This window comes from Comamonas brasiliensis (assembly GCF_018292285.1).
GTDB lineage: Bacteria > Pseudomonadota > Gammaproteobacteria > Burkholderiales > Burkholderiaceae_C > Comamonas > Comamonas brasiliensis.
Genome location: NZ_JAANES010000001.1, coordinates 1,015,485 through 1,038,052 on the forward strand (window position 1 = coordinate 1,015,485; position 22,568 = coordinate 1,038,052).

The following is a 22,568-nucleotide window of genomic DNA, read 5'->3' on the forward strand; positions in this document are numbered from 1 at the left end:
ATGAACGAGCACTCCAAACTCTCCAATCGCCGCCGGTGGGCCGCTGCCGGCGTCGCCGCTGCCGTGATCGCCACGACCGCCGCCATGCTGGGCCTGCAGGCATCGCACGCGGAAGCACCGGCTGCGCAAGCCGCAGCGCCGGCCGTGCCGGTCTCGGCAGCCCAGGTCCTGCAGCAGGACGTGACGCTGTGGAATGAATTCTCCGGCCGCCTTGAAGCCGTGCAGCGCGTGGATGTGCAGCCGCGCGTCTCGGGTGCGGTGCAGGCCGTGCATTTCAAGGAAGGCGCGCTGGTCAAGGCCGGTGATCTGCTGTTCACCGTGGACCCGGCTCCCTATGTGGCAGAAGTCGATCGCGCCGAAGCCCAGGTGGTTGCCGCCAAGGCACGCATGGCCTATACCCAGAGCGAGTCCGAGCGCGCCACGCGTCTGTGGGACGAGCGAGCGATCGCGCAAAAGGAATACGACGAACGGGTGAATGCCCGGCGCGAGGCCGATGCGAATCTGCGCGCGGCCCAGGCGGCGCTGCAGACCGCAAAGCTGAATCTGGGCTACACCCAGGTCAAGGCTCCGGTGAATGGGCGCGTGGGTCGCATCGAGGTCACGGTGGGCAATCTCGTGAGTTCGGGAGCCGGAGCGCCGGTGCTGACCACCCTGGTGTCGGTGGACCCGATGTATGCCAGTTTCGACGCCGACGAGCAGATCGTGGCCCAGGCGCTGCAGGGCCTGCAGAGCGCAAGCCAGGGGCGCAGCACGCGTGCGCTGATTGAAACCATTCCCGTGCAGATGGGTGTGGGCACCAGCGGCGGAACGCCCTATGCCGGTCATCTGCAGCTCATCGACAACCAGGTCGATGCCAAGAGCGGCACGGTGCGTGTGCGCGCCGTGTTCGGCAATGTGGACGGCACGCTCATGGCAGGTCAGTTCGCGCGCATCCGCATGGGGCAGCCCCAGACCACCCAGGCCGTGCTCATCAACGAGCGCGCCGTGGGCACGGACCAGAGCAAGAAATTCGTGCTGGTGGTGGGCGAGGGCAACAAGGCCGAGTACCGGGAGGTGCAACTGGGCGCACCGGTGAACGGCCTGCGCGTGGTCACTTCGGGCCTCAAGGCCGGCGAGCGCATTGTCGTCAACGGACTGCAGCGTGTGCGCCCCGGCGTGGTGGTCGCGCCTCAGGACGTGCCCATGGACGCCAAGGCCGAGCTGGCCGATGGCCGCGGCGCCGCCAAGCAACCCACGGTCTGAGAACCCTTAATCCTCCGACACCATGAACCTTTCCCGATTTTTCATCGACCGCCCGATCTTTGCGGGTGTGCTGTCGGTGCTCATCTTTCTCGCTGGCCTGATCGCCATGCGGACGCTGCCGATCTCGGAATACCCCGAGGTCGCCCCCCCTTCGGTGGTGGTGCGCGCCCAGTACCCGGGTGCCAACCCCAAGGTGATTGCCGAAACCGTGGCCACACCGCTGGAGGAATCCATCAACGGCGTGGAAGGCATGCTCTACATGGGCAGCCAGGCCACGACCGACGGCGTGATGACGCTGACCGTGACCTTCGCGCTGGGCACCGATCCCGACAAGGCTCAGCAGCTGGTGCAGAACCGCGTTTCCCAGGCCGAGCCGCGCTTGCCCGAGGAAGTGCGCCGTCTGGGCATCACCACGGTCAAGAGCGCACCCGACCTGACCATGGTCGTGCACATGGTCTCGCCCAACGGCCGCTATGACATCGACTATCTGCGCAACTATGCCGTGCTCAATGTGAAGGACCGCCTGGCGCGCATCCAGGGCGTGGGCCAGGTGCAGATCTTCGGCGGCGGCGACTATTCCATGCGCGCCTGGCTGGACCCGCAGAAGGTGGCGCAGCGCGGTCTCTCGGCCGCCGACGTGGTGGCCGCCATCCGCGGCCAGAACGTGCAGGCTGCGGCCGGCGTGGTCGGCGCTTCGCCCGGTCTGCCCGGTGTGGACATGCAACTGTCCATCAATGCGCAAGGCCGCTTGCAGACTGAGGAAGAGTTCGGCGACATCATCGTCAAGACGGGCTCCGACGGCGCCGTGACGCGTTTGCGTGACGTGGCGAGGCTGGAGCTGGGCGCCGCCGATTATTCGCTGCGCTCCCTGCTCAACAACGACCCCGCCGTCGGCATGGGCGTGTTCCAGGCTCCGGGCTCGAATGCCCTGGAGATTTCGGCCAATGTGCGCTCCACCATGGCCGAGCTGCAAAAGCACATGCCTGAAGGCGTGGAGTTCCGCATTGCCTACGACCCCACGCAATTCGTGCGGGCTTCGATCAAGTCCGTGATCCAGACCCTGCTGGAGGCCGTGGCCCTGGTCGTGGTGGTGGTGATCCTGTTCCTGCAGACCTGGCGCGCTTCCATCATTCCGCTGCTGGCCGTGCCGGTGTCGGTGGTGGGTACGTTCGCCGTGCTGCACCTGCTGGGCTTTTCCATCAATGCGCTGAGCCTGTTCGGCCTGGTGCTGGCCATTGGTATCGTGGTGGATGACGCCATCGTGGTGGTGGAGAACGTGGAGCGCAACATCGAGGCCGGTCTGTCGCCGCGCCAGGCCACCTACCGCGCCATGCAGGAGGTGAGCGGGCCCATCATCGCCATCGCCCTGGTGCTGGTGGCCGTGTTCGTGCCGCTGGCCTTCATCAGCGGCCTGACGGGCCAGTTCTATCGCCAGTTCGCGGTGACCATCGCCATCTCGACGGTGATCTCCGCCATCAACTCGCTGACCCTGTCGCCCGCGCTTTCCGCGCTGCTGCTGCGCGGCCACGATGCGCCCAAGGACGCGCTGACACGCGGCATGGAGCGTGTTCTGGGCGGCTTTTTCCGCCGCTTCAACGCCTTGTTCCACCGCGGCTCCGATGCCTATAGTGGCGGCGTGCAGCGCGTCATCGGCCGCAAGGCGCTGATGCTGGTGATCTACGCCGTGTTGGTGGGCGCGACCTGGGGTCTGTTCAAACTGGTGCCCGGCGGCTTTGTGCCGGCCCAGGACAAGCAGTACCTGGTCGGTTTTGCCCAGCTGCCCGATGGCGCCACTCTGGACCGTACTGAAGATGTGATCCGCCGCATGGGCGAGATCGTCAAGAACAATCCCAATGTGGAAGACGCCATCGCCTTCCCCGGACTGTCCATCAACGGCTTCACCAACAGCTCCAACTCGGGCATCGTCTTTGTCACGCTCAAGCCCTTTGCCGAGCGCAAGCATGCCGACCAGAGCGGCGGTGCCGTGGCGGGCCAGCTCAACCAGGCCTTTGGCAGCATCCAGGAAGCCTTTATCGCCATGTTCCCGCCGCCGCCCGTGGCCGGCCTCGGAACGACCGGTGGCTTCAAGCTGCAGATCGAGGATCGTGCCTCGCTGGGCTACGACGCCATGGACGCGGCCGTGAAGGCCTTCATGGCCAAGGCCTACCAGACGCCCGAGCTGGCCGGCCTGTTCACCAGCTGGCAGGTCAACGTGCCCCAGCTCTATGCCGCCATTGACCGCACCAAGGCGCGCCAGCTCGGCGTGCCCGTGACGGATATCTTCGAGACGCTGCAGATCTACCTGGGCAGCCTGTATGCGAACGACTTCAACCAGTTCGGCCGCACCTACAGCGTGCGCGTCCAGGCCGATGCCGCTTACCGGGCGCGTGCCGAAGACGTGGGCCTGCTCAAGGTGCGCTCCACCACGGGCGAGATGGTGCCGCTGTCGGCGTTGATGAAGCTCGAACCCAGCTTCGGGCCCGAGCGCGCCATGCGCTACAACGGCTTCCTGGCCGCCGATGTGAATGGCGGGCCCGCGCCCGGCTTCTCCTCGGGCCAGGCACAGGCCGCCGTCGAGCGCATTGCCTCCGAAACCCTGCCGCCCGGCATAAGCTTCGAGTGGACCGAGCTGACCTACCAGGAAATCCTGGCCGGCAATTCCGCCGTGCTGGTGTTCCCCATCGCCATCCTGCTGGTCTTTCTGGTGCTGGCCGCGCAGTACGAAAGCCTTACCCTGCCGATTGCCATCATCCTCATCGTGCCCATGGGCCTGCTGGCTGCCATGACCGGCGTGTGGCTGAGCGGCGGCGACAACAATGTGTTCACGCAGATCGGGCTCATCGTGCTGGTGGGTTTGTCGGCCAAGAACGCCATCCTGATCGTGGAGTTCGCCCGCGAGCTGGAATTTGCTGGCCGCACCCCCGTGCAGGCCGCCATCGAAGCCAGTCGCCTGCGGTTGCGCCCCATTCTCATGACCTCGCTGGCCTTTGTCATGGGCGTGCTGCCACTGGTGCTGTCCACGGGCGCTGGAGCCGAGATGCGCAGCGCCATGGGCGTGGCGGTGTTCGCCGGCATGATCGGTGTGACGGCCTTCGGCCTGTTCCTCACGCCGGTGTTCTATGTGGTGCTGCGCCGCCTGGCCGGCAACCGTCCGCTGCAGCAGCATGGCAGTCATGTGGCGCCGATCAGTGAGCCGGGTCACGGTGCCTCGGTCCTGCCCATGCCTGCTGCGCCGCGCGGCCATGACGAATAAGCCCCAATCAACCATGGATTCCGATATGAAAACGATGCAAGGCATTCGATCCCTGATGCCGTCCCTGAGCGCGCTGACGGCAGCCCTGGTGCTGGCGGGTTGCGCCAGTGCACCGCCCACGGTGGCCGAGCATGCCGGCGTTGCCGTGCCGGCAAGCTTCAGCGCCCAGGCCGCAGCTGCGGGCTGGACGCAGGCTGCCCCGGCCGAGGCCCAGTCGCGCGGGGCCTGGTGGCTGGTATTTGCCGACGCTGAACTCAGCGCTCTGGTGGAGCGTGCGGGTGAAGCCAATACCGATGTGCAGACCGCTGCGGCACGCCTGGCCGAAGCCCGCGCGCTGCTGCGCTCGGCCGATGCCCAGCGGCAGCCACAGATCGGGGCCTCGGGCGGCGCTGTGCGCCAGGCCGGTGCGAACACGGCGAACGGCCTGCAGCCCGCCACCCTGGTCACAGCCGGCCTGAACTTCTCCTATGAAGCGGATCTGTTCGGCAGGCTGTCGCGAGCCAGCGAAGCGGCACGCGAGGATGCCAATGCACGCGAGGCCTTGCTGCAGAGCACGCGCCTGATGGTGCAGGCCGATGTGGCGCAGACCTATCTGCAGCTGCGTTCGCTGCAGACCGAGCGCCAGCTGGTCGAGCAGAGTCTGGTGGCCTATCGCGAGACGTTGACGCTGATCGAGAAGCGCTTCCGGGCCGGCGATGCGGCAGAGCTGGACGTGGCGCGCATGCAGACCGAGGTTTCGGCCACCGAGGCCGAGACGCTGGCGCTGGAGCGCCAGCAGGCGGCCCTCACGCATGCGCTGGCCGTGCTGGTCGGCGATATCGCCACTGGCTTCACGCTGGCTGCGCAGCCTGTGCTGGCAACGCTGCCCGTGATTCCGGCAGGCGTGCCCGCCACGGTGCTGGCGCGCCGCCCCGATGTGTCGGCGGCCCAGGCATCGGTGCTGGCGGCCCAGGCCCGCGTGGGCGTGGCCCAGGCTGCATGGTTTCCGGCCATCACGCTCACGGGCAATGGCGGCTATGCCTCGCCGGAACTCGGCGATCTGTTCAAGTGGTCTGCGCGCTCCTGGGGCATAGGCGCCTTGCTGTCCCTGCCCATCTTCGACGGCGGCCAGCGGGCCGCCCAGGAAGAGGGGGCCCGTGCACGCCTGGAGGCTGCCGTGGCAGCCCAGCGCGGTCAGGTGCTCGCGGCCTTCCGGGAGGTCGAGGATCAGCTCAGTGCCTTGCGCCTGCTCTCGGGTCAGGCCCATGTGCTGGGGCAGGCCGTACAGTCTTCGGAGCGCGCCACCCATCTCTCGGACGTGCGCTACCGCAACGGTCTGGTGAGCCAGCTGGAGCTGCTCGATGCGCGCCGCAACGAGTTGCGCAACCGGCGTCAGGCCCTGCAGGTGCGCACTGCGCAGTACACGGCCACGGTGGCGCTGATTCGTGCGCTGGGCGGCGGCTGGGACAGCGGCGAGCCCGTGGCCGCACGCGGATGAGGAAGGGCCCGTTCCGGATCCGGTTTGCGCGCTGTTGCTGCACCAACCGGATCCGAGCAGGCCTGAGTTCAAGCCAGCGGCAAAGCTGCGAGGCCAGAGAATTGCCCGTGTCTGGATTGAGATTGGCGCGAGCCCGTGACGCGCGACCTTGAAGCCTCCGTGTGTGAAATTCTCCGGACTCGGAGGACTACGGGGTACATCAAGGTCTTTGCGACAAGCGCTGCAATGGAAGTGATGACGGTGAGCTGGCGGTTGCTTTCGTATCGCGTCGGCTCATCTTGTTATCCCGGGCTTGCGCTCTGCGATACCGTCTAGGGCGAAAGCTTATGCTTCTGCGGTGATGCCGAACTGGACATGGCCCCCGTGAACAATGAGTTCGTCTGGGCCAAAGAGCACGCCGTTGAAAGTGCCTGTTGTTGCCTTGGAGGCGCTGGGCATTACCATTTCTGATAACTCACGAAATGCGATTGGCGCCTTGAAGTGCAGCCTCATGCCTGTGCAGAAGGTCACGATGAAGGGCTCGCCAATGATTGCCTGGTAGGCACCGGTATGCATGCAATGTTTCGTCATGTCGTTTCGCTCCTTTGCTTATGCCCAGGTCGGGAAAGGGTCCTTGAAGGTTCTCCACGCCTGGGGGCCTAGAGTCATCTCCCGGTCTGTTAACAGGCATGCGTCGAACATGCGTCGGAGTGCTGCTTCGTCCATATCAATTCCGATGAGGACCAACTCTTGGCGTGCGTCTCCAACCTCTTCATCCCAGTTCTTCTTGATGGCAGCAATGGACTCTGAGTCCTTTGGCCAATGCTCTTGAGGCATGGTGGCCCACCATTGACCAGCGAGGCCGTTCCGGCACACTGCACCTGCCTGAGACCAGTCGCCGACCTTGGCGGGGCGACTGGCCAGCCAGAAGAAGCCTTTGGAACGAATGACTCCCGGCCATTCGGTCTCTACCAGCCTGTGAAAGCGCTCGGGGTGGAAGGGGCGGCGCGACCGATAGACAAAGCTGCCAATCCCGTATTCATCGGTCTCAGGCTTGTGTTCACCACGAAGCTCCTTGAGCCAGCCCGGGGCCTTTGCCGCCTCTTCAAAGTTGAAGAGCTTGGTTGAAAGCACGGATGCGAGGGGCACTTTGCCGAAGGTAGCTTCAATGATTTTGGCGCGAGGGTTCAAGCTCGCCAGAATGGCCCGCAGGCGCAATTGCTCCGTGTCGGAGATGAGGTCGGTCTTGTTCAGGACGAGCACATCGCAAAACTCAATTTGCTCGATGAGCAAGTCGACAACACACCGTTGGTCTTCCTGTCCAAGCGATTCGCCACGGGTCTTGAGGCTATCCCTGGATTCATAGTCCTTGAGAAAATTGAAGCCATCGACAACCGTGACCATGGTGTCCAGAGCCGCAATATCGGAAAGGCTTGCTCCTGCTTCGTCGGTGAAGGTGAACGTTTCGGCCACAGGCAGTGGCTCCGAAATACCTGTGGATTCAATGACGAGATGGTCGAAGCGTTTTTCTTTGGCGAGCCTGCGGACCTCCACCAAAAGGTCTTCGCGCAAGGTGCAGCAGATGCAGCCATTGCTCATTTCAACCAGCTTCTCCTCGGTCCGGGAGAGCCTGCTACCGCCATCGCGCATCAGAGCCGCATCGATGTTCACCTCGGACATGTCATTGACTATGACTGCAACTCGGCGGCCTTCGCGGTTGTTGAGTATGTGGTTGAGAAGGGTCGTTTTGCCCGCCCCCAGAAAGCCTGAGAGAACGGTCACTGGAAGCAGCTTAGCCATCGTGGACCTCAATGTTTAGTTGATAATGATAATTCGTTATCAATTATGCGGCAAAAAAAATTCCTGGGTAAATTGGCTGCAAGGGTGTGTTGTCCGGCCACCGGTTTGCCTGCAGGCGACTATCTCAATGCGATACTTGGTGCGGATATCACGCGTACATGCCGAGAAGCACCGAAGTTAAGCCTATGAGCACTATTGAAAGATTCCACGTCGAGCAGCGTTTTTCAGACATGGCTGTTTTTGGAAACACAATCTATCTTGCCGGACAGGTGCCGTCCGATGGCATTCACGACATCAAGGCACAGACAGCAGACGTGTTGGCGACCATAGATCGTCTGCTGAGTGAGGGTGGTGGCAGCAAGCAGAGCATCCTGATGGCTACCGTCTACTTGGCAGATATGGCTGACTATGCGGGCATGAATGAAGCCTGGGACGCATGGGTGCCTGCGGGTAACGCGCCTCCCAGGGCTGCAGTGGAGGCCAAACTGGCCAAGCCCGAGTGGCGTGTTGAAATTGTCGTAGTAGCAGCTCGAATCTAAACTAATGTCGGCGCCATGGTCGACGTTCCATCGCTGCTTGCCTTTGTACTAGCGGCTTCCACCCTGACGGTGACAACTGGAGTGGACACAGCGATGGATGGACGTCGGCCTGCCTTGATGGCCACTTTAGGCATAGCCCTGGGCTGCTTCGCACGGGGAACTGCCGCAGCATTTGGGTTGGTGCGCTCTTGGATGTTTCGGTGGCCGCATACACATTGGTCAAGTGGGTTGGCGCCGCATACCTCGCCTGGATTGGTGCGAAGCGGTTGGCTGGACCTCTAACCGCTTTGGATGGCACCACTCCTGAATCTGAGTCTCACTATGGAGCCCGCGTATTCGGGGGGCGGGTTGCTGACCAAACTGCCGAATCCCAAGTCGGCATTTTTTGCATCACGCTCTTGCCGCAGCTCATACCCTCGAGTGCGAACGTTGCCGCGTACTCGGTCTTCCTTGCCTGCTGCCTATTGCTTTGACCCTTCTGAGGTTCACAACCCTGCAGTGATGGCGAGAGTCGATAAAGTCACCCATATAGCGCAGGATTTGCCGTTGGTCCGAGAGTTGTGGTGTTTGCACGCAGAGGTGTCACTAGCCCCGCCGAACGGCCTTGTTCCTTTGTGGTTGATGTCAGACCGACTCACTGAAATACGTAGATGACGTCCTGTCCTTCCAATACGCAAAGATGAACAGTTTCCGCGCCTTCTTTCGCGAGCACTGGATCGTTCGGATGCTTTGTGGCGATAGGGCTGCGCCAGTAGAACGCGCATTCGCTATATCGTCGTGGTCTGGGAGCCTTTGGGTTGAGGCCTGTTCTTTGCTGAAATGGTTGCCACGGAAGGGCGATTCAATGATGCCGCCCACGCTGCTGGCGAGTGATGGCATCTTTCGTGGGCTTCGCAAGAAGCAGTCCCAAGCAGTTCCTTATAGACCGAGGTCTGACAGCCCGGGATGGTCATCGGGACGGCGACCAAGTGGCCAGTGGAACTTCCGCTCTGATTCCTTGATAGGCGTGTCGTTGATGCATGCATAGCGACGTCGCATGAGGCCGTCGTCCTCGAATTCCCAGTTTTCGTTCCCGTACGACCGGAACCAGTTTCCCGCGTCGTCGTGCCACTCATACGCATACCGAACCGCTATGCGGTTGCCTTCATGCAACCAAAGCTCTTTGATGAGTCTGTAGTCAAGCTCCTTGTTCCACTTCCTCTCAAGGAAAGCTTGAGCTTCAGCACGACTGTTGGCGAATTCCGCACGATTGCGCCACTTGGTGTCTAGGGTGTAAGCCATCGCTACCTTGGCCGCATCGCGAGTGTTCCAGCCGTCTTCGGCCAAGCGGACTTTTTGAATAGCAGTTTCCAATGTGAATGGAGGGAGGGGTGGGCGAGTTTCCATGGTGCGGCCTCTTTAAAAGATATGTAGAACGCTCTGTCTACATTTCCAATGCTAGTGGAAGTAGAACGACCTGTCTACAATGGCCGCATGAAATCTGATGAACAACCTTATGACTCATTGCCTCCGAGGGAGCGCATCCTGGTCGCGGCTCACGCTCTTTTCTATGGAGAGGGCATCAGGGCGACGGGCGTTGACAAAATCATTGACCAGTCGTCGGTCAGCAAGGTCACCTTCTATCGTCAATACGCAAGTAAAGACGACCTGATTAGGGCGTACCTCGATTACCGACACGAGAAGTGGATTTCTTGGTTCCAGTCGAGCTTGGCTCAAGCTACCAGTGATGGTTTTTCGGCGGCGGACGCTCTCGTTGGCACTCTTAGGACTTGGTTCAACAGTCCCGATTTCCGGGGCTGCGCCTTTCTCAATGCCGCTGCTGAACTGGGGTCGACAGACCCCGAAATCCTGGCAGTAGTCCGTCAACACAAACAAGAAATGTCATCCATTCTGGACAGCTCGTTTGGTCACGATTCTGTGTCTGCCGGCAATAGGCTATCTCTGGTGATAGATGGCGCTATCGTCCATGCGCAGATGGGTCAACCGGTTGATGAAGTGATGGGGCACTTCAAAGCGTCAGTTGAAGGAATTCTGAGCAGATGAGGTACATCGGCTGAGAGTCCAGCCGTTTGAGGGCACTGCGCAAGTTCCATGACCAGCCCTCTGAAATAGTGAGGTTGTCATGGGGTGAAGGCGAGCTAGGCAATAGCTTTAGTGGGATGCTTGAACATCTCGATATGGGGGATACCATCGTCATCGTAGACATCTCCCACAGGCACGAATCCAAGCGAGCCATAGAAATTTTGAAGATGGGCTTGCGCACCAATGCGGATGCCTTGACCTTGAAAATTCGACTCGGTGAAAGCTATAGCCTCGGCGACCAAGGCTCGTCCGATTTGTCGGTCACGGAAATTTTTCAGTGTTATCACACGGCCAATAGAGGGCTCAGGGTATTTGATGCCCGGTTCAACAACACGGGCGTAGGCGGCAAGCTCACCATCTAAAAGCACGCTGAGATGCCAGGACTGAGGGTCCGCGCCATCTGCTTCCTGGTATGCACATTGTTGCTCCACAACGAATACGGACTCACGCGCCTTAATAACTTCGTACATCTCCAGAGCCGTCATCGACTCCATGCGATTCCATCTGAAATGCAGATTCATCTTCTACTTTCTTTGTCTGTCGGTTGAGGCAGGTACCGCTATTGGTAGTGCCTTTTGATCACGAGGTAACGCGCAGTCACTGCTGCTTGATTGTCAAACGCGTTCTCTTGGATGGTTGAAATCCGAGCACAGTCGCCGGGCTGTAGCTCATAGACGATGGCTCCGCTGCGAAGACTCAATCTGCCTTCAAGCAACAAGACCTGGTCGGATGAATGAAGGCTCTCTGTTGCGGGGAAAACCACGGTCTGCCCTGCGGGCAGCTCCACTGCAACAATCTCAACCTCTTCGTCATCGCCCGGTGGAGATATCAGCCGGCGAATGTAGCCGGTCTCGGGGTCGACCCAGTGCGGCTGTTCTTGCACCTGACGAAGTTGTGGGCTCACGATTCGTGGCTCGCTCATCAGTGACGACAGGCTCAGGCCCAGCGCATCCGCAATTTTTGAAAGAAGCACTGCGGTTGGGCTGCTCTCTGCGCGTTCAATCTTGGAAATCATCGCGCGGCTAACGCCCGCCATCTCCCCAAGCTGGTCAAGTGTCAAACCGCGTCGAGTCCGTTCTTCACGAACACGCAGCGGAATCAAGTTCTCAGGAGACGGGCTATCTGTCATGATATCTACTATAGTAGAAAATCCACTATGATGGAATTGACTGGGGCGGTGTTGACGTCACCGAGTTCTGGAAGAGAGGGCTGTTGCTCCTCTTGACCTTATACGAGGAGACTCAGATCGGATGGCGAGGTCGTCGCATGTCGCGAAACGTCACCGACCACCGCATCTCGGAGGTCTCTTCAACGCAGTGCTGCCATTTCCAGCGAGCATCTCCCCGCATGACATAGATGGACCTAGGCCTGACTTCCAAGCTGAACGTTTGATGCGGGCGCTTTGGGTTGTATGGGTACGGGCGGAATTTCAGCGTCGCTGTTGCGCCGAAAGAGATCCCGAAGATGTTCTCGAAGTCCGGGACATCGCGATGCCAGCCGAGCGGTGTGCCGGGCGAGTACTCGGACACCAGGGCGTGAGAGAGTCTTTCAGGATCCATGTTGGCCCACTGCGCGACACGCATACGCAATGGCAACAGGCGCTGGTCGAGGGGCTGTCCCGGCTTTAGTTGGTTCGTCTCGAAGTCGAAGCTTCCGCCGAAGCCCACGACACGTCGCTTGGCGAAGTACTGCTTGTATTTTGCGGACTTGAACGGCAGGGACTGGATTACTTCAATGAGATGGGCTTCTTCCGTCGAGCTCAGGAAGTTTTCCTCGTACCGAAGTCCAGGAATAGATGTCTGAAGCGATTGGTCGTCAAAAAGACCGGCTTGCATAAACAGTTCCTTGGCGGAGGCTCCGGTTTCCGGTTTGCATGGCTACTTCGCTGCATACGATGTAGATTTCAGGGTCAGGCATGAAAAGATGCTGATAGGAGACTACCCCACTTCATGAAAAAAATCCTTTCATGAGAGAACTTTGGGTGGTAAAGCGCCCAAACACCTTTTAGCCAGGTATTTCAAGTTGGGACGAAGCACATAGGGGTCGTCAACGGATGCTTCATGAACATCACTTTTCACGGTGCGGCGCAGTCGGTCACGGGGTCCTGCTTCCTGGTCCAGGCCCATGGCTGCGGCTTTCTCATTGACTGCAGCATGGCCCAGGGCGGCCGCGAAGCTGATGAGCACAATCAGCAGGCCTTTGCCTTCGATGCCGCCGATCTGGATCTTGTGGTTCTGACCCATGCACATATCGACCACAGCGGCCTGCTGCCCAAGCTTGTGGCCCAGGGTTTCAAGGGCTCTGTCTATGCCACGCTGGCCACCCGGGACCTGCACGAAGTCCTGCTCAAGGACAGTGCCCGCCTACAGATGATGGATGCCGAACGGGCGGCGAGGCGCGAGCACCAGCAGGCAGTGCCGCTGTATTCGCCGGCCCATGTGGCAAGCACGCTGGAGCAGGTCCAGGCCAGGCCCTATGGTCACAGCTTCGAACCGGTGGCGGCACGCGGTTGAGGCCGAGCCGGCGCTGCTGCATCAAATGGTTGCGGGCCCGTCCATGGGTCTGCAAAGCGCAGTCTTCAGTGCGCGCACCGCGCTGTCTACCGTGGTGAGTACCGGCAGGCCCGAAGCCTGCTCGCACAGTGTCCTGGCTCTTGCCATGCTGAACTGTGCGAGAGCGATGCGCGTGCATCCTTGGTCTCTCAAGCGACGGGCCTGGACCGCGATGAGCGCATCGTGGCGGGCCAGATCTCCTTCATTCAGGGCCTGCAACGCGCCTTCGGCCAGAGTCGGAACGAGGTTTGCATCGGGACCGAACTCGGGCGGCATCGAGTTCAGAGTGGGGGCAAAAGTCGCAATGAGTCCAATCTTTCCTGGCTGTTGCAGGGCTTCGGCCACCATGGCCTCATTGGGCCGAAGCACCGGGAGGTTGGCGTGCCGAGCAGCGACCGCATCGATGCAGGGACCGAAGGCCGAGCAGGTAAAGAGCAGGCCTTGTGCACCTGTGGCCACCGCATAGTCGGCCAGTACCTCGAAGCGCTTGTGCATGGCAGCGTCTAGGCCGCTGTTGCTTCGCGCAAGGTCTGCCGACAGGCTGTCGTCGAGCAGATTCATGCGCACGGCTTGCGGCCAGTCCCTATCGAAGGCGGCATTGATGGGCTCGACCGAATGGCTGAGGGCGTGAATGAGGGCGATCCGAGTCATGTGTGGGTGTCTGGAAGTCGGTGAAGCTCAGATGCCTTTGGAAGAAGGATTCTCGAAGCCTTCTCTGGTCTCTGCATTGAGCGGGTAGTTGATATTGGTTCCCTTTGGTGGGATCGGCGACATGAACCACTTTTTGTAGAGCGTCTCCATTTCGCCGGATTTCATCATCCCGACCACGACGCGGTCTACCAGCGCCTTGAACTGCGGGTCGTCCTTGCGCAGCATCAGTAACTGATTTTCCGTGCGCAGGTTCTCGCCGGTGATGATGAACTCCTTGGGATTCTGGGTGTTCGCGATCAGACCGGCTAACAGGATGTCGTCGAGCACAAAGGCTGAGGCGCGGCCCGAATTCAGTAGAAGAAAGGAGTCTAGATGGTCTTTTCCGGACAGTTGTGTGACTTCGAGCACCTTGCCGCGGTTGGCTTCACGCAGGAGACGGAACGACGTCGTTCCGGCGGTGGTGACGACCGACTTGCCCTGCAGGTCGGCAATGTTCTTGATGCCCGAGCTGGCCTTGACGGCCATGCGCACGTTGTAGCGGAAGATGTCTGGTGAGAAGGCCACGTCCTTCTGGCGCTCCACCAGATTGGTCGTGGAGCCGCACTCGATGTCGACGGTCCCGTTGGTCACGAGAGGGATGCGGTTCTGAGACGTCACCACCTGGTATTTGATAGCGATTCTTGGCTGCTTCAGCTCGGCCTTGATGGCGTCCACGATCTTCATGCAGATGTCGATGCTGTAGCCAATGGGGGTCGCGTTATCGGAGATGTATGAGAAGCCGAACGAGGCCTCGCGGTGACCCAGGGTGATGGTCCCGCTGTCCTTGATCTTCTTCAAGGTAGGCGACTCTTGTGCGAGAGCCTCGCATGCGGGAACAAGTGCAGTGGCCAGCATGGCGGCAGTCATGAGGTTTTGAAGATGGAAGCGCATGGTATTCCTGATTCAGGCAGTGGGGAGGGAGGTCTTCAGGCCGCGATTGCGGCATGTCCGGTGGTTGCGTCCACGGACTCAGCCAACAGGCTGGCAATGGTTCTGAGCTCATCGCGGCTGGCGATATAGGGCGGTGCAAGCAGCACATGGTCGCCGTTGACGCCATCGACGGTGCCGCCGAACGGATAGCAGAGCAGACCCCGTGCCATGGCGTCTTTCTTGAGCGTGGCATTGAGCTTGAGAGCTGGGCTGAATGGCCGTTTCTCGGCCTTGTCGGCCACCAGTTCTACGCCCCAGAAGAAACCTCGACCGCGCACCTCCCCCACATGAGGGTGGTCGCCCAGGGTCTCGCGCAGCAGCGCGCCGAAGAACTCGCCGTCTTCGCGCACCTTGGCGAGCAGGCCGTCGCGGTGGATGACCCGCTGGACAGCAAGTGCTGCAGCACAGGCAACGGGATGGCCGAGATAGGTATGGCCGTGCTGGAAGAAGCCGCTGCCGCAGGACATGGCGTCGACAATGTGTTTTTGTGCAAGCACGGCGCCTATGGCCTGATAGCCGCCGCCCAGCCCCTTGGCGACGGTCATCAGGTCCGGGCTGACGCCTTCCTGCTCGCAGGCATGCAGCGTCCCGGTCCGTCCCATGCCGCACATCACTTCATCGAGAATCAGCAGCACGCCATGGCGGTCACAGACTTCGCGTACGGCCTTGAAGTAACCCGGCACGGGGGTCAACACGCCTGCCGTGGCTCCGCCCACGGTTTCTGCCACAAAGGCGATGACCCGGCCAGGACCTTGGGTGAGTATGGCCGTGTCCAGCTCCTGTGCGAGCCGTTGTCCATATTGCTCCGGAGTCTCTTCGGCGCGTTGTTCGCGGTAGGGGTAGCAAGGCGCCACATGCGTGGCAGGCACCAGGATGGGAGCAAAGGGAGCGCGTCGCCACTCGTTGCCACCGACTGCCAGAGCACCCAGGGTATTGCCGTGGTAGCTCTGCCGCCGTGCAATGAAATGGGTGCGCTCGGGCTGCCCGATCTCCACAAAGTACTGGCGCGCCATCTTTAGTGCGGACTCCACGGCCTCTGAGCCCCCGCTGACCAGATAGACATGACTCATGCCTTCGGGTGCCGTGCGGATCAGCTCGTCTGCGAGCGCCTCGGCCGGCCTAGAGCTGAAGAAGCTGGTGTGTGCGTACGCGAGCTCGTCGATTTGGGCATGCATCGCCGCAATCACATCGGGATGCCCATGGCCCAGCGAGGAAACGGCAGCGCCTCCGGAGGCATCTAGGTAGCTATGGCCGCTGGCGTCCTGAATTAGCATGCCGCGCGCTGCTACGGCAATGGGTGGGGTGGTTCGCAGATGGCGGTGGAAGACATGCGTCATAGGGAAGATTCCGAAACTGATACAGGTGCCAGGCAGCTTTGCTAGGCTTTGGAACTAATGTTCTGATTAAAGTATTTATTGGAACAAATGTTTCGTCAAGAGAAATATTGCCGGGTTGTATGCTCTGGGAACATTTGTTCCATTCGCGTTCCAGCCAGGAGCCTGGCGAGGACCGCTTTCGATTGAGTCTTCAACAATGACAGTCAAGGACGAGCTGCGAGGCCGTTTCAACTCGCTGAGTCCCGCTCTTCAGCGGATCGCGAAATTCGTGCTGGACCACCCCAATGAGGTGGTCACCAGTTCGATGCGCCATGTGGGCGTCAGCGCGGATGCACGTCCGGCGACACTGGTGCGATTTGCCCAGCAACTGGGTTTTGCCGGCTGGCCGGAGCTCAAGCAGGCGATTGCGCAGGAGATGGGCCTGGGCCGGGAGGCCTATGGCGACCGGGCCCGTTCCTTGCTGGAGCGCGCCAGTGACCAGGGCCTTGCGGCTGAGATATTCCAGGTTCACAAGGCGAACCTCGAGACTACGGAGCGTCACAGCAGGAGCGGGCTCAACGATGCGGCAGCCTTGCTGGAGGCCGCGGCCAATGTGCATGCTGCGGGGTTCCGGGCCTGCTTTCCCATCGCGTTTTCCTTTGTCTATGTGTACAGGCTGTTTCGGAACTCCGTGCATCTCATGGACGGCCAGGGCGGCTCTCTGGAGATGCAGACCCGGTCCATGGCCGCGTGCGATGCGCTGCTGGCCATCAGCTTCGCGCCGTATTCCCGCGAGGTGCTGCAGGTGGCGGAAGCGGCCAAACGGGGCGGCTGCAAAGTGATTGCTATCACCGATAGCGATGCCTCGCCGCTCTCGCTTCTCGCGGACGTGACGCTCCTGTTCTCGACGCAGAGTCCCTCGTTCTTCCCATCGATCACTTCGGGCATGGCATTGACCGAGTCACTGCTGGAACTGCTGGTGAGCCGTGCCGGCAAGCCGGTCGTCGACCGCATTGAAAGGGCAGAGGCCCATCTGTTTGAATCAGGCGCCTATGTGGATGCCGGGGGCCGAGGTCGCTAGCCCGGAGCAGGCTGCGGGACGCACGGCTTCCGTCACAGCGTGCGCGACAAGCCTCCCTCAACTGCTCGGTCGGGCATGTAGCGGAAAAGCCGGGGCAGCGGCGTCCACGGATGCTCGGGATGCTCTGACCGATATCAGGACAGCTCTTGCGGTTCTGTCGGCACGCGCGCCAGTGGTGCTAGATTTATTGACGGTCCATATGGATCGTCAATGAGGGCTTCATGAACATCACTTTTCACGGCGCAGCGCAGTCGGTCTCGGGGTGCTGCTTTCCGGTCGAGGCGCTGGGCAGTCGTTTCCTGATCGACTGCGGCATGGCCCAGGGCGGCCGCGAGGCCGACGAGCACTTGGCCACGCTGCTGCACGAGCGCCTGCATTTCCCGGTGCAGGTTCCGCAGCTGGCACAGGTCTTCGAGTTCTAGAGCGTGCCGGGAGTCCCTGAGATGCCGAATCCGTCTTGTGCGTGGTCTGTTGCATGATGTTCTGGCGACGAAGCCTGATGCCGGTCGAGACCGGATTCGTGCAGCGGCTTTTCGGTGCTGCGCTGGATGAGTTGCTGCCCGGCATGCGACTGCATGTGCGGCGTCTGGGCGATACCAGGCGCGCGCTGTCCCTGGGTGGCGGGCGCATCTATCTGCCGCGCAGCTTTTTCGAGCATGCCGATCCACATCGGCCGCTGCGGCTTGCCCACCCTGTGGTGGCAGGTGTCTTCGCCCATGAGCTGCTGCATCAGTGGCAGCGCCTGCAAGGTCGGCCCGTGACGCGGGAGGCCCTGGGCCTGCATCTGCGCGCGGCATGTCTGCGGCGCGATCCCTATCACTATCAGCCCTGTGCAGATCCGCAGCAGATGCTGCAGTGCTTTCTGGACGCAAGCGTGGAGCAGCAGGGGCAGATCTGGCAGGACCATGTACAGGCCCTGGTACAGGGCCAGCCGCTGGCCTGCATGGTGCTGATTGCAGAGCATGTGCGCCAGACCCAAGCCAGCCAGGCCAGCAAAGACTAGACCGTCAGGTTGAGCGCGGCTATCAGATCGTGCTCGTCCACATCGCGCGCCGCGCCGAAGCCGGCGACATGCCTGCCGCCTTGCGGCGTGATGCAGACAAAGCGAAAGTCTCCCAGCGCTGTCATGGGTTCGGCATCGGGAAAGCGCGCCAGATAGCTGGCACGGGCGCCTTGCCACAGAGCGCTGTCGCGCGGCGGAGTGGATGCCACGCCCTGGATGCTGATGCGCTCCAGCGCATGCACGGCTTGCTCCGCCGATTCGGGCCTGCTGATCAGCAGGCTGACGGCGGGATGCAGCTCCATGGCCTGGGTGTGGCTGGCCAGCGCACTGACATGCAGCACCAGACAGCTGAAATCGCCACTCCAGGCCCACGGCACCAGAGACAGCCCCGGGGCCGGAAGATATCCGGGTGCCGAAGAGCCGGCCTGTGGCTGCACGGCCAGCGCGGCGGTGCGCTGGCTGGCGAGTAGGTGGCGCAGCGACTGCTGCAGGCGTGATTCATGAGGCATTGGCGCATGGTAAGCCAGAGCGCTATGCCGGGTCAGAGTGAGCCGTGCCAGGCCGCACCGGCCGTCACCTGAGTGACCGGCTCTTGGGGGCATCCCGGATGCCGGGCCGTGTCGGCAGGCCTAGTCTTGCGGACTGATTAGTCCACCCGGACTATGTATACGCTTTTCGGATTGCCTGACTCATGCCCGCTCATCACCAGTTTTGGCCCAATCGGCTGCCCTATTCCATCACCGTTCCAGCAACCAGCGTCTGGGATAACCTGGCCGTCAATGCCAGGCGCTATCCGGACAAGGCCGCGCTGGTGTTTCTGGGTCGCACCACGACCTATAAGCAGCTGTGCGAGGGTACGGAGCGCATGGCCGCCTATCTGCATGGCCTGGGCGTGAAAAAAGGCGACCGCGTCATCGTGCTGATGCAGAACAGCTCGCAGCTGGTGCTGGCGCATTACGCCATCTTCCGCGCCAATGCGGTGGTGGTGCCGGTCAATCCCATGAACACGGCAGAGGAGCTCAAGCACTACATCACGGACTCGGGTGCCAAGGTGGCCATCACCACGGCCGATTTGGCGCCGGAACTGGTCAAGGCCAGCAATGCCCTGGAGCCTACCGAGGCGCTGCAGCACTTGCTGGTGACACGGTTCACCGACGGCTTTGATGCCGATGTGCAGGGTCCGGATGCGCCGCCCGAAGCCTGGCGCAACTGGCTGCTGGGCGAGCGCGAGCCTGCCAGCCTGAACCACGGCCAGGTCCATGCATGGACGCAGGCGCTGGCCTGCAGCGAGCTGCCGCCGCCGCACACCGTGGGCCGAGACGATCTGGCCCTGCTGCCCTATACCAGCGGCACCACGGGCCATCCCAAGGGTTGCATGCATCTGCATCGCAGCATCAACCACAACGCCGTTTCCGGCGCGATGTGGGGCACGGGCACCAGCGAGAACGTGGTGCTGGCCGTCGTGCCTATGTTTCACATCACGGGCATGGTGTCCGTGCTGCATAGTGCTATCTACATGGGGGCGACGCTGATCATCATGCCGCGCTGGGAGCGTGAACTGGCAGGGCGCCTGATCTCGCACTATCAGGTCACGAGCTGGACCAATATCCCGACCATGGTGATCGATCTGCTGGCCAGTCCCAACTTCGCGTCCTTCGACCTGTCCAGCCTCAAATACATCGGCGGCGGCGGTGCCGCCATGCCCCAGGCCGTGGCCCAGCGGCTGCTCGAGCAGTACGGGCTGCGCTTCTGTGAAGGCTATGGACTGACCGAAACTGCCGCACCCTCGCACAGCAATCCGCCCGACCATCCCAAGCAGCAATGCCTGGGTATCCCTTTCATGAGCACCGATGCACGCGTGATCAGCCCCGACACGCTGGAAGAGGTGGCGCAGGGAGAGCAGGGTGAGATCGTGGTCCATGGCCCCGAGGTGTTCGAGGGCTACTGGCAGCGCCCCGAGGCGACCGAGCAAAGCTTTATGGAGCTGGATGGCAAGCGCTTTTTCCGCACCGGAGATCTGGGGCGTGTGGATGAGGAGGGCTATTTCTTCATCACCGACCGGCTCAAGCGCATGATCAATGCCAGCGGCTTCAAGGTCTGGCCGGCCGAGGTGGAGTCGCTGATGTTCCGCCACCCCGGGATTCAGGAAGCCTGCGTGATTTCCGCCAAGGATGCCTATCGCGGCGAAACCGTCAAGGCCGTGGTCGTGCTGCGTGCTGGTCATGAGGCGACGACGGCAGAGCAGATCATCCAGTGGTGCCACGACAATATGGCGGTCTACAAGGCACCGCGTCTGGTGCAGTTCGTGACGGCCTTGCCCAAGAGCGGCAGCGGCAAGGTGATGTGGCGAATGCTGCAGGAGCAGGAAGCTGCAGTCTGAATACCTGAGAAGGGGAGTGGCGGAAAGCAGCTGGAGTCGAACCAACCCGGGAGCGGCTGACGCCCCCCACCGGGTTTGAAGCCCGGCCGCGCCACCGGGCACGATTGCCTTCCTTTGGGTCAAGAGTGGCAGCTGCCACTCTTGTAGAAGATAGGACTGCGATTGTAGCCAGCAATCCGGCACTTGATGTCAAACCGCACGACAAGGCCTCATGCCCCGCTATTCTGATTTGATAGCTTGTTGCGCAGGTTGCATAGGGAACCTGGGCTGATTTCTATCTGCTTTCCTTGCAGGATCAGCGCTGCGTGCTATTCCAATGCACATCTGGGCGCAGCAGATGGACGTCGCGCACGCGGCGCGTGTAGCCGGTGCGGTCGAAGAATTCGAGAATCTGGATGGCGCGCTTGCGGCCCAGACCGGTGGCGTCGCGGAATGCGCTGGCTTCCACTTCGCCCTTGGCGTGCCTGCCGGCGATGTCGGCAACCAGGGCGGCTAGTTCATCCATGCGTGCCGGTGCATAGAACAAGTCCTTGACGACCTGGAACAGCTGGCCCTGGCGCGAGAGCTTTTTGAGTAGCTGGCGCACCAGTTCTTCGCCTGCGGCATGGTCGCGCGCCAAGTCGCGCACCCAGGGCGGGTCAAAGCGGCCTGCCGCGATGGCGGGCAGCAGTTTTTCGGCCAGCGTCTGCTCTGCACTGCTCAGTTGCACGCTGTGCTGAGGCAAATGCAGCCAGGCGCCAGAGCTGGCCAGCTTCTGACTGCTAAGCAGGGCATCGACCAGGCCCTGATAGAGGGCGTCGTAGCTGCTTTGCTGCAGGCCGGGCAAGGCCATGCGCCTCAGCCGCGCTGCGTTGACGCCGGGCTCGTCGGGCGATTTTTCATGAAAGCGCGCCAGGCTGTCGATGAGTTGGTTCTGCAGCAGCTGCCAGCGCTGCAGGCCCAGCACCATGGCATCGCCGCCGCCGATGGGCAGCTGGATGGTGTCGGCCAGGCTGGCTTTGGGGAAGGCATGGCCGCTCAGACGCACCAGCTGCGAGCGCGCAATGCCGTGCGGGGCCTGTGCGATCAGCGGCCTGAAGTCGCTGCGGGCTATGAGCTGCTCCATGGCGTCGAGGTAGGCCATGCGCTCTGCGCTGCGGCGCTTGCGGCTAGGTGCATAGGGGTCGAGCACCATGCCGCCAGCGATGGTGCGGCTGGCCTGGGCGTTGCGCAGGATCAGGCGGTCGCCGGGCAGGGCGAATACCGGCGCATCCAGCACCAGCTGCACGCGGGCTTCGGTGCCGGGCTCTATGGCCTGGTCCTGCAGCAAGGCCACATGGCCGGTGGTGCGCCTGGTGCCCAGGTGCACATGGACGGGCGTCCACTGGGCCAGCGAGGGCGCTTCGCTGAGCAGGTGCAGATGAATGTCGAGGCGGTCCGTGGCCTGCAGCAGGCGCGGGTCCATGATCCAGTCTCCGCGCTCGATCTCGTCCTTGCCTATGCCTGCCAGATTCAGTGCACAGCGCTGGCCGGCGACGCCGCTGTCGCTGCTCTGGTTCTGGGCATGAATGCTGCGCACGCGCACGGTCCGGCCGCTGGCCGAGTGTGCCAGCGTGTCGCCCAACCGTACCTGGCCATTGAAGACCGTGCCCGTGACCACCGTGCCCTGGCCCGGCAGCGTGAAGACGCGGTCCACGGCGAGCCGGAACAGGCCGTCCCGGGGGCGCGCCTGCATCATCTGGGCCTGCACCTGCAGGTGTTCGCGCAGGGCCTGTACGCCGGCATTGCCGGGTTCTGCGGCATTGGTCTCGAAGATGGGGCTGTCCGCCAGAGCAGTGACGCCGAGAATGGCGTTGATTTCCCGGTGCACGTCGACAATGCGCTGCGGCAGCACGCGATCGACCTTGGTCAGCGCCACGCTGCCGCGCCTGACACCCAGCAGCTGCAGAATCTCCAGATGCTCTATGGTCTGGGGCATGACGCCGTCGTCGGCAGCCACGACCAGCAGGGCGTGGTCAATGCCCACGGCACCGGCGGCCATGGTGTGGACGAATTTCTCGTGGCCCGGCACGTCGATGATGCCCAGCACATCGCCATTGGGCAGCGGGCTGTAGGCATAGCCGAGTTCTATGGAGATGCCGCGGGCTTTCTCTTCCTTGAGGCGATCAGTTTCAACTCCTGTGAGCGCACGCACCAGCGTGGTTTTGCCGTGGTCGATATGGCCTGCGGTTCCGATGATCATGGTGTGCTTATGGTTTTGATAGC

General features: G+C 61.8%; 21 protein-coding genes and 1 tRNA gene. 10 read left to right on the forward strand and 12 right to left on the reverse strand.

Annotation, left to right across the window (positions count from 1 at the left end):
• Genes DJFAAGMI_RS04590 through DJFAAGMI_RS04600 form a run of 3 tightly spaced genes read left to right on the forward strand, consistent with a single transcriptional unit; the run spans nucleotide 1 to nucleotide 5,972 of the window.
• The gene (locus tag DJFAAGMI_RS04590; protein ID WP_043002983.1) at nucleotides 1-1,242 is read left to right on the forward strand and encodes an efflux RND transporter periplasmic adaptor subunit; all 1,242 of its coding nucleotides are present in this window, start codon (nucleotides 1-3) and stop codon (nucleotides 1,240-1,242) included.
• Nucleotides 1,243-1,264: 22 nt separating this feature from the next.
• Nucleotides 1,265-4,495 carry an efflux RND transporter permease subunit gene (locus DJFAAGMI_RS04595; RefSeq protein WP_211456121.1) on the forward strand — a complete coding sequence of 1,077 codons (3,231 nt, stop codon included), beginning with the start codon at nucleotides 1,265-1,267 and terminating at the stop codon, nucleotides 4,493-4,495.
• A 13-nt stretch (nucleotides 4,496-4,508) separates the two neighbouring features.
• Entirely contained in the window at nucleotides 4,509-5,972 is a 1,464-nt protein-coding gene (locus DJFAAGMI_RS04600) for an efflux transporter outer membrane subunit (protein ID WP_211456728.1), read from the forward strand.
• A gap of 324 nt (nucleotides 5,973-6,296) precedes the next feature.
• Here the strand turns inward: DJFAAGMI_RS04600 and DJFAAGMI_RS04605 are convergent, their stop codons facing one another.
• Both DJFAAGMI_RS04605 and zigA read right to left on the reverse strand, forming a co-directional pair.
• Nucleotides 6,297-6,527 carry a hypothetical protein gene (locus DJFAAGMI_RS04605; protein ID WP_211456122.1) on the reverse strand — a complete coding sequence of 77 codons (231 nt, stop codon included), beginning with the start codon at nucleotides 6,525-6,527 and terminating at the stop codon, nucleotides 6,297-6,299.
• Nucleotides 6,528-6,560: 33 nt separating this feature from the next.
• Nucleotides 6,561-7,751 carry a zinc metallochaperone GTPase ZigA gene (gene zigA, locus DJFAAGMI_RS04610; protein WP_211456123.1) on the reverse strand — a complete coding sequence of 397 codons (1,191 nt, stop codon included), beginning with the start codon at nucleotides 7,749-7,751 and terminating at the stop codon, nucleotides 6,561-6,563.
• Nucleotides 7,752-7,936: 185 nt separating this feature from the next.
• On the opposite strand from zigA, the gene DJFAAGMI_RS04615 reads away from it, so the two are divergent.
• A complete protein-coding gene (locus DJFAAGMI_RS04615; RefSeq protein WP_043003028.1) occupies nucleotides 7,937-8,290 on the forward strand; it encodes a RidA family protein in 354 nt (117 codons plus the stop codon).
• 918 nt (nucleotides 8,291-9,208) lie between these two features.
• Here DJFAAGMI_RS04615 and DJFAAGMI_RS04620 read toward each other — a convergent pair.
• Nucleotides 9,209-9,676, reverse strand: a complete 468-nt coding sequence (locus DJFAAGMI_RS04620; RefSeq protein WP_211456124.1) for a nuclear transport factor 2 family protein — start codon at nucleotides 9,674-9,676, stop codon at nucleotides 9,209-9,211.
• A gap of 87 nt (nucleotides 9,677-9,763) precedes the next feature.
• Between DJFAAGMI_RS04620 and DJFAAGMI_RS04625 the strand changes: the two genes are divergently transcribed.
• Nucleotides 9,764-10,333 (forward strand): TetR/AcrR family transcriptional regulator, encoded by a 570-nt coding sequence (locus tag DJFAAGMI_RS04625; RefSeq protein ID WP_211456125.1) that lies wholly within the window; start codon nucleotides 9,764-9,766, stop codon nucleotides 10,331-10,333.
• 95 nt (nucleotides 10,334-10,428) lie between these two features.
• Here DJFAAGMI_RS04625 and DJFAAGMI_RS04630 read toward each other — a convergent pair whose 3' ends face one another.
• The 3 genes from DJFAAGMI_RS04630 to DJFAAGMI_RS04640 form a co-directional block, all read right to left on the reverse strand.
• The gene (locus DJFAAGMI_RS04630; protein ID WP_043002977.1) at nucleotides 10,429-10,893 is read right to left on the reverse strand and encodes a GNAT family N-acetyltransferase; all 465 of its coding nucleotides are present in this window, start codon (nucleotides 10,891-10,893) and stop codon (nucleotides 10,429-10,431) included.
• A gap of 38 nt (nucleotides 10,894-10,931) precedes the next feature.
• Entirely contained in the window at nucleotides 10,932-11,501 is a 570-nt protein-coding gene (locus DJFAAGMI_RS04635) for a helix-turn-helix domain-containing protein (RefSeq protein ID WP_211456126.1), read from the reverse strand.
• 112 nt (nucleotides 11,502-11,613) lie between these two features.
• Nucleotides 11,614-12,207 carry an alpha-ketoglutarate-dependent dioxygenase AlkB gene (locus tag DJFAAGMI_RS04640; RefSeq protein ID WP_211456127.1) on the reverse strand — a complete coding sequence of 198 codons (594 nt, stop codon included), beginning with the start codon at nucleotides 12,205-12,207 and terminating at the stop codon, nucleotides 11,614-11,616.
• A 225-nt stretch (nucleotides 12,208-12,432) separates the two neighbouring features.
• Here DJFAAGMI_RS04640 and DJFAAGMI_RS04645 point away from each other — a divergent pair, with 225 nt between their 5' ends.
• A complete protein-coding gene (locus DJFAAGMI_RS04645) occupies nucleotides 12,433-12,885 on the forward strand; it encodes an MBL fold metallo-hydrolase (RefSeq protein ID WP_249333786.1) in 453 nt (150 codons plus the stop codon).
• A gap of 21 nt (nucleotides 12,886-12,906) precedes the next feature.
• Here the strand turns inward: DJFAAGMI_RS04645 and DJFAAGMI_RS04650 are convergent, their stop codons facing one another.
• The 3 genes from DJFAAGMI_RS04650 to DJFAAGMI_RS04660 are packed head-to-tail and all read right to left on the reverse strand — an operon-like array spanning nucleotide 12,907 to nucleotide 15,881.
• Nucleotides 12,907-13,575: an aspartate/glutamate racemase family protein gene (locus DJFAAGMI_RS04650; RefSeq protein ID WP_211456128.1), complete on the reverse strand. Its 669-nt coding sequence runs from the start codon at nucleotides 13,573-13,575 to the stop codon at nucleotides 12,907-12,909.
• A 27-nt stretch (nucleotides 13,576-13,602) separates the two neighbouring features.
• A complete protein-coding gene (locus DJFAAGMI_RS04655; RefSeq protein WP_419095605.1) occupies nucleotides 13,603-14,481 on the reverse strand; it encodes an amino acid ABC transporter substrate-binding protein in 879 nt (292 codons plus the stop codon).
• A gap of 59 nt (nucleotides 14,482-14,540) precedes the next feature.
• A complete protein-coding gene (locus DJFAAGMI_RS04660; protein WP_211456130.1) occupies nucleotides 14,541-15,881 on the reverse strand; it encodes an aspartate aminotransferase family protein in 1,341 nt (446 codons plus the stop codon).
• A 196-nt stretch (nucleotides 15,882-16,077) separates the two neighbouring features.
• Here DJFAAGMI_RS04660 and DJFAAGMI_RS04665 point away from each other — a divergent pair, with 196 nt between their 5' ends.
• From DJFAAGMI_RS04665 to DJFAAGMI_RS04675, 3 genes are all read left to right on the forward strand, one after another.
• Entirely contained in the window at nucleotides 16,078-16,941 is an 864-nt protein-coding gene (locus DJFAAGMI_RS04665; RefSeq protein ID WP_211456131.1) for a MurR/RpiR family transcriptional regulator, read from the forward strand.
• Between the two features lie 221 nt (nucleotides 16,942-17,162).
• Nucleotides 17,163-17,363, forward strand: coding sequence for a hypothetical protein (locus DJFAAGMI_RS04670; protein ID WP_211456789.1), 201 nt, complete (start codon nucleotides 17,163-17,165; stop codon nucleotides 17,361-17,363).
• A 53-nt stretch (nucleotides 17,364-17,416) separates the two neighbouring features.
• Nucleotides 17,417-17,944 (forward strand): hypothetical protein, encoded by a 528-nt coding sequence (locus tag DJFAAGMI_RS04675; RefSeq protein WP_249333795.1) that lies wholly within the window; start codon nucleotides 17,417-17,419, stop codon nucleotides 17,942-17,944.
• On the opposite strand, the gene DJFAAGMI_RS04680 is transcribed toward DJFAAGMI_RS04675, so the two are convergent.
• Nucleotides 17,941-18,453 (reverse strand): pyridoxamine 5'-phosphate oxidase, encoded by a 513-nt coding sequence (locus tag DJFAAGMI_RS04680; RefSeq protein WP_211456132.1) that lies wholly within the window; start codon nucleotides 18,451-18,453, stop codon nucleotides 17,941-17,943. The genes DJFAAGMI_RS04675 and DJFAAGMI_RS04680 overlap by 4 nt on opposite strands.
• Nucleotides 18,454-18,635: 182 nt before the next feature.
• Between DJFAAGMI_RS04680 and DJFAAGMI_RS04685 the strand changes: the two genes are divergently transcribed.
• Nucleotides 18,636-20,324 (forward strand): long-chain fatty acid--CoA ligase, encoded by a 1,689-nt coding sequence (locus DJFAAGMI_RS04685; RefSeq protein WP_211456133.1) that lies wholly within the window; start codon nucleotides 18,636-18,638, stop codon nucleotides 20,322-20,324.
• A 17-nt stretch (nucleotides 20,325-20,341) separates the two neighbouring features.
• On the opposite strand, the gene DJFAAGMI_RS04690 is transcribed toward DJFAAGMI_RS04685, so the two are convergent.
• Together DJFAAGMI_RS04690 and selB are read right to left on the reverse strand one after the other, a co-directional pair.
• A tRNA-Sec gene (locus tag DJFAAGMI_RS04690) sits at nucleotides 20,342-20,437 on the reverse strand.
• A 182-nt stretch (nucleotides 20,438-20,619) separates the two neighbouring features.
• Complete coding sequence (selB, locus tag DJFAAGMI_RS04695) at nucleotides 20,620-22,545, reverse strand: selenocysteine-specific translation elongation factor (RefSeq protein WP_211456134.1); 1,926 nt, start codon at nucleotides 22,543-22,545, stop codon at nucleotides 20,620-20,622.
• Between the last annotated feature and the right edge of the window lie 23 nt (nucleotides 22,546-22,568).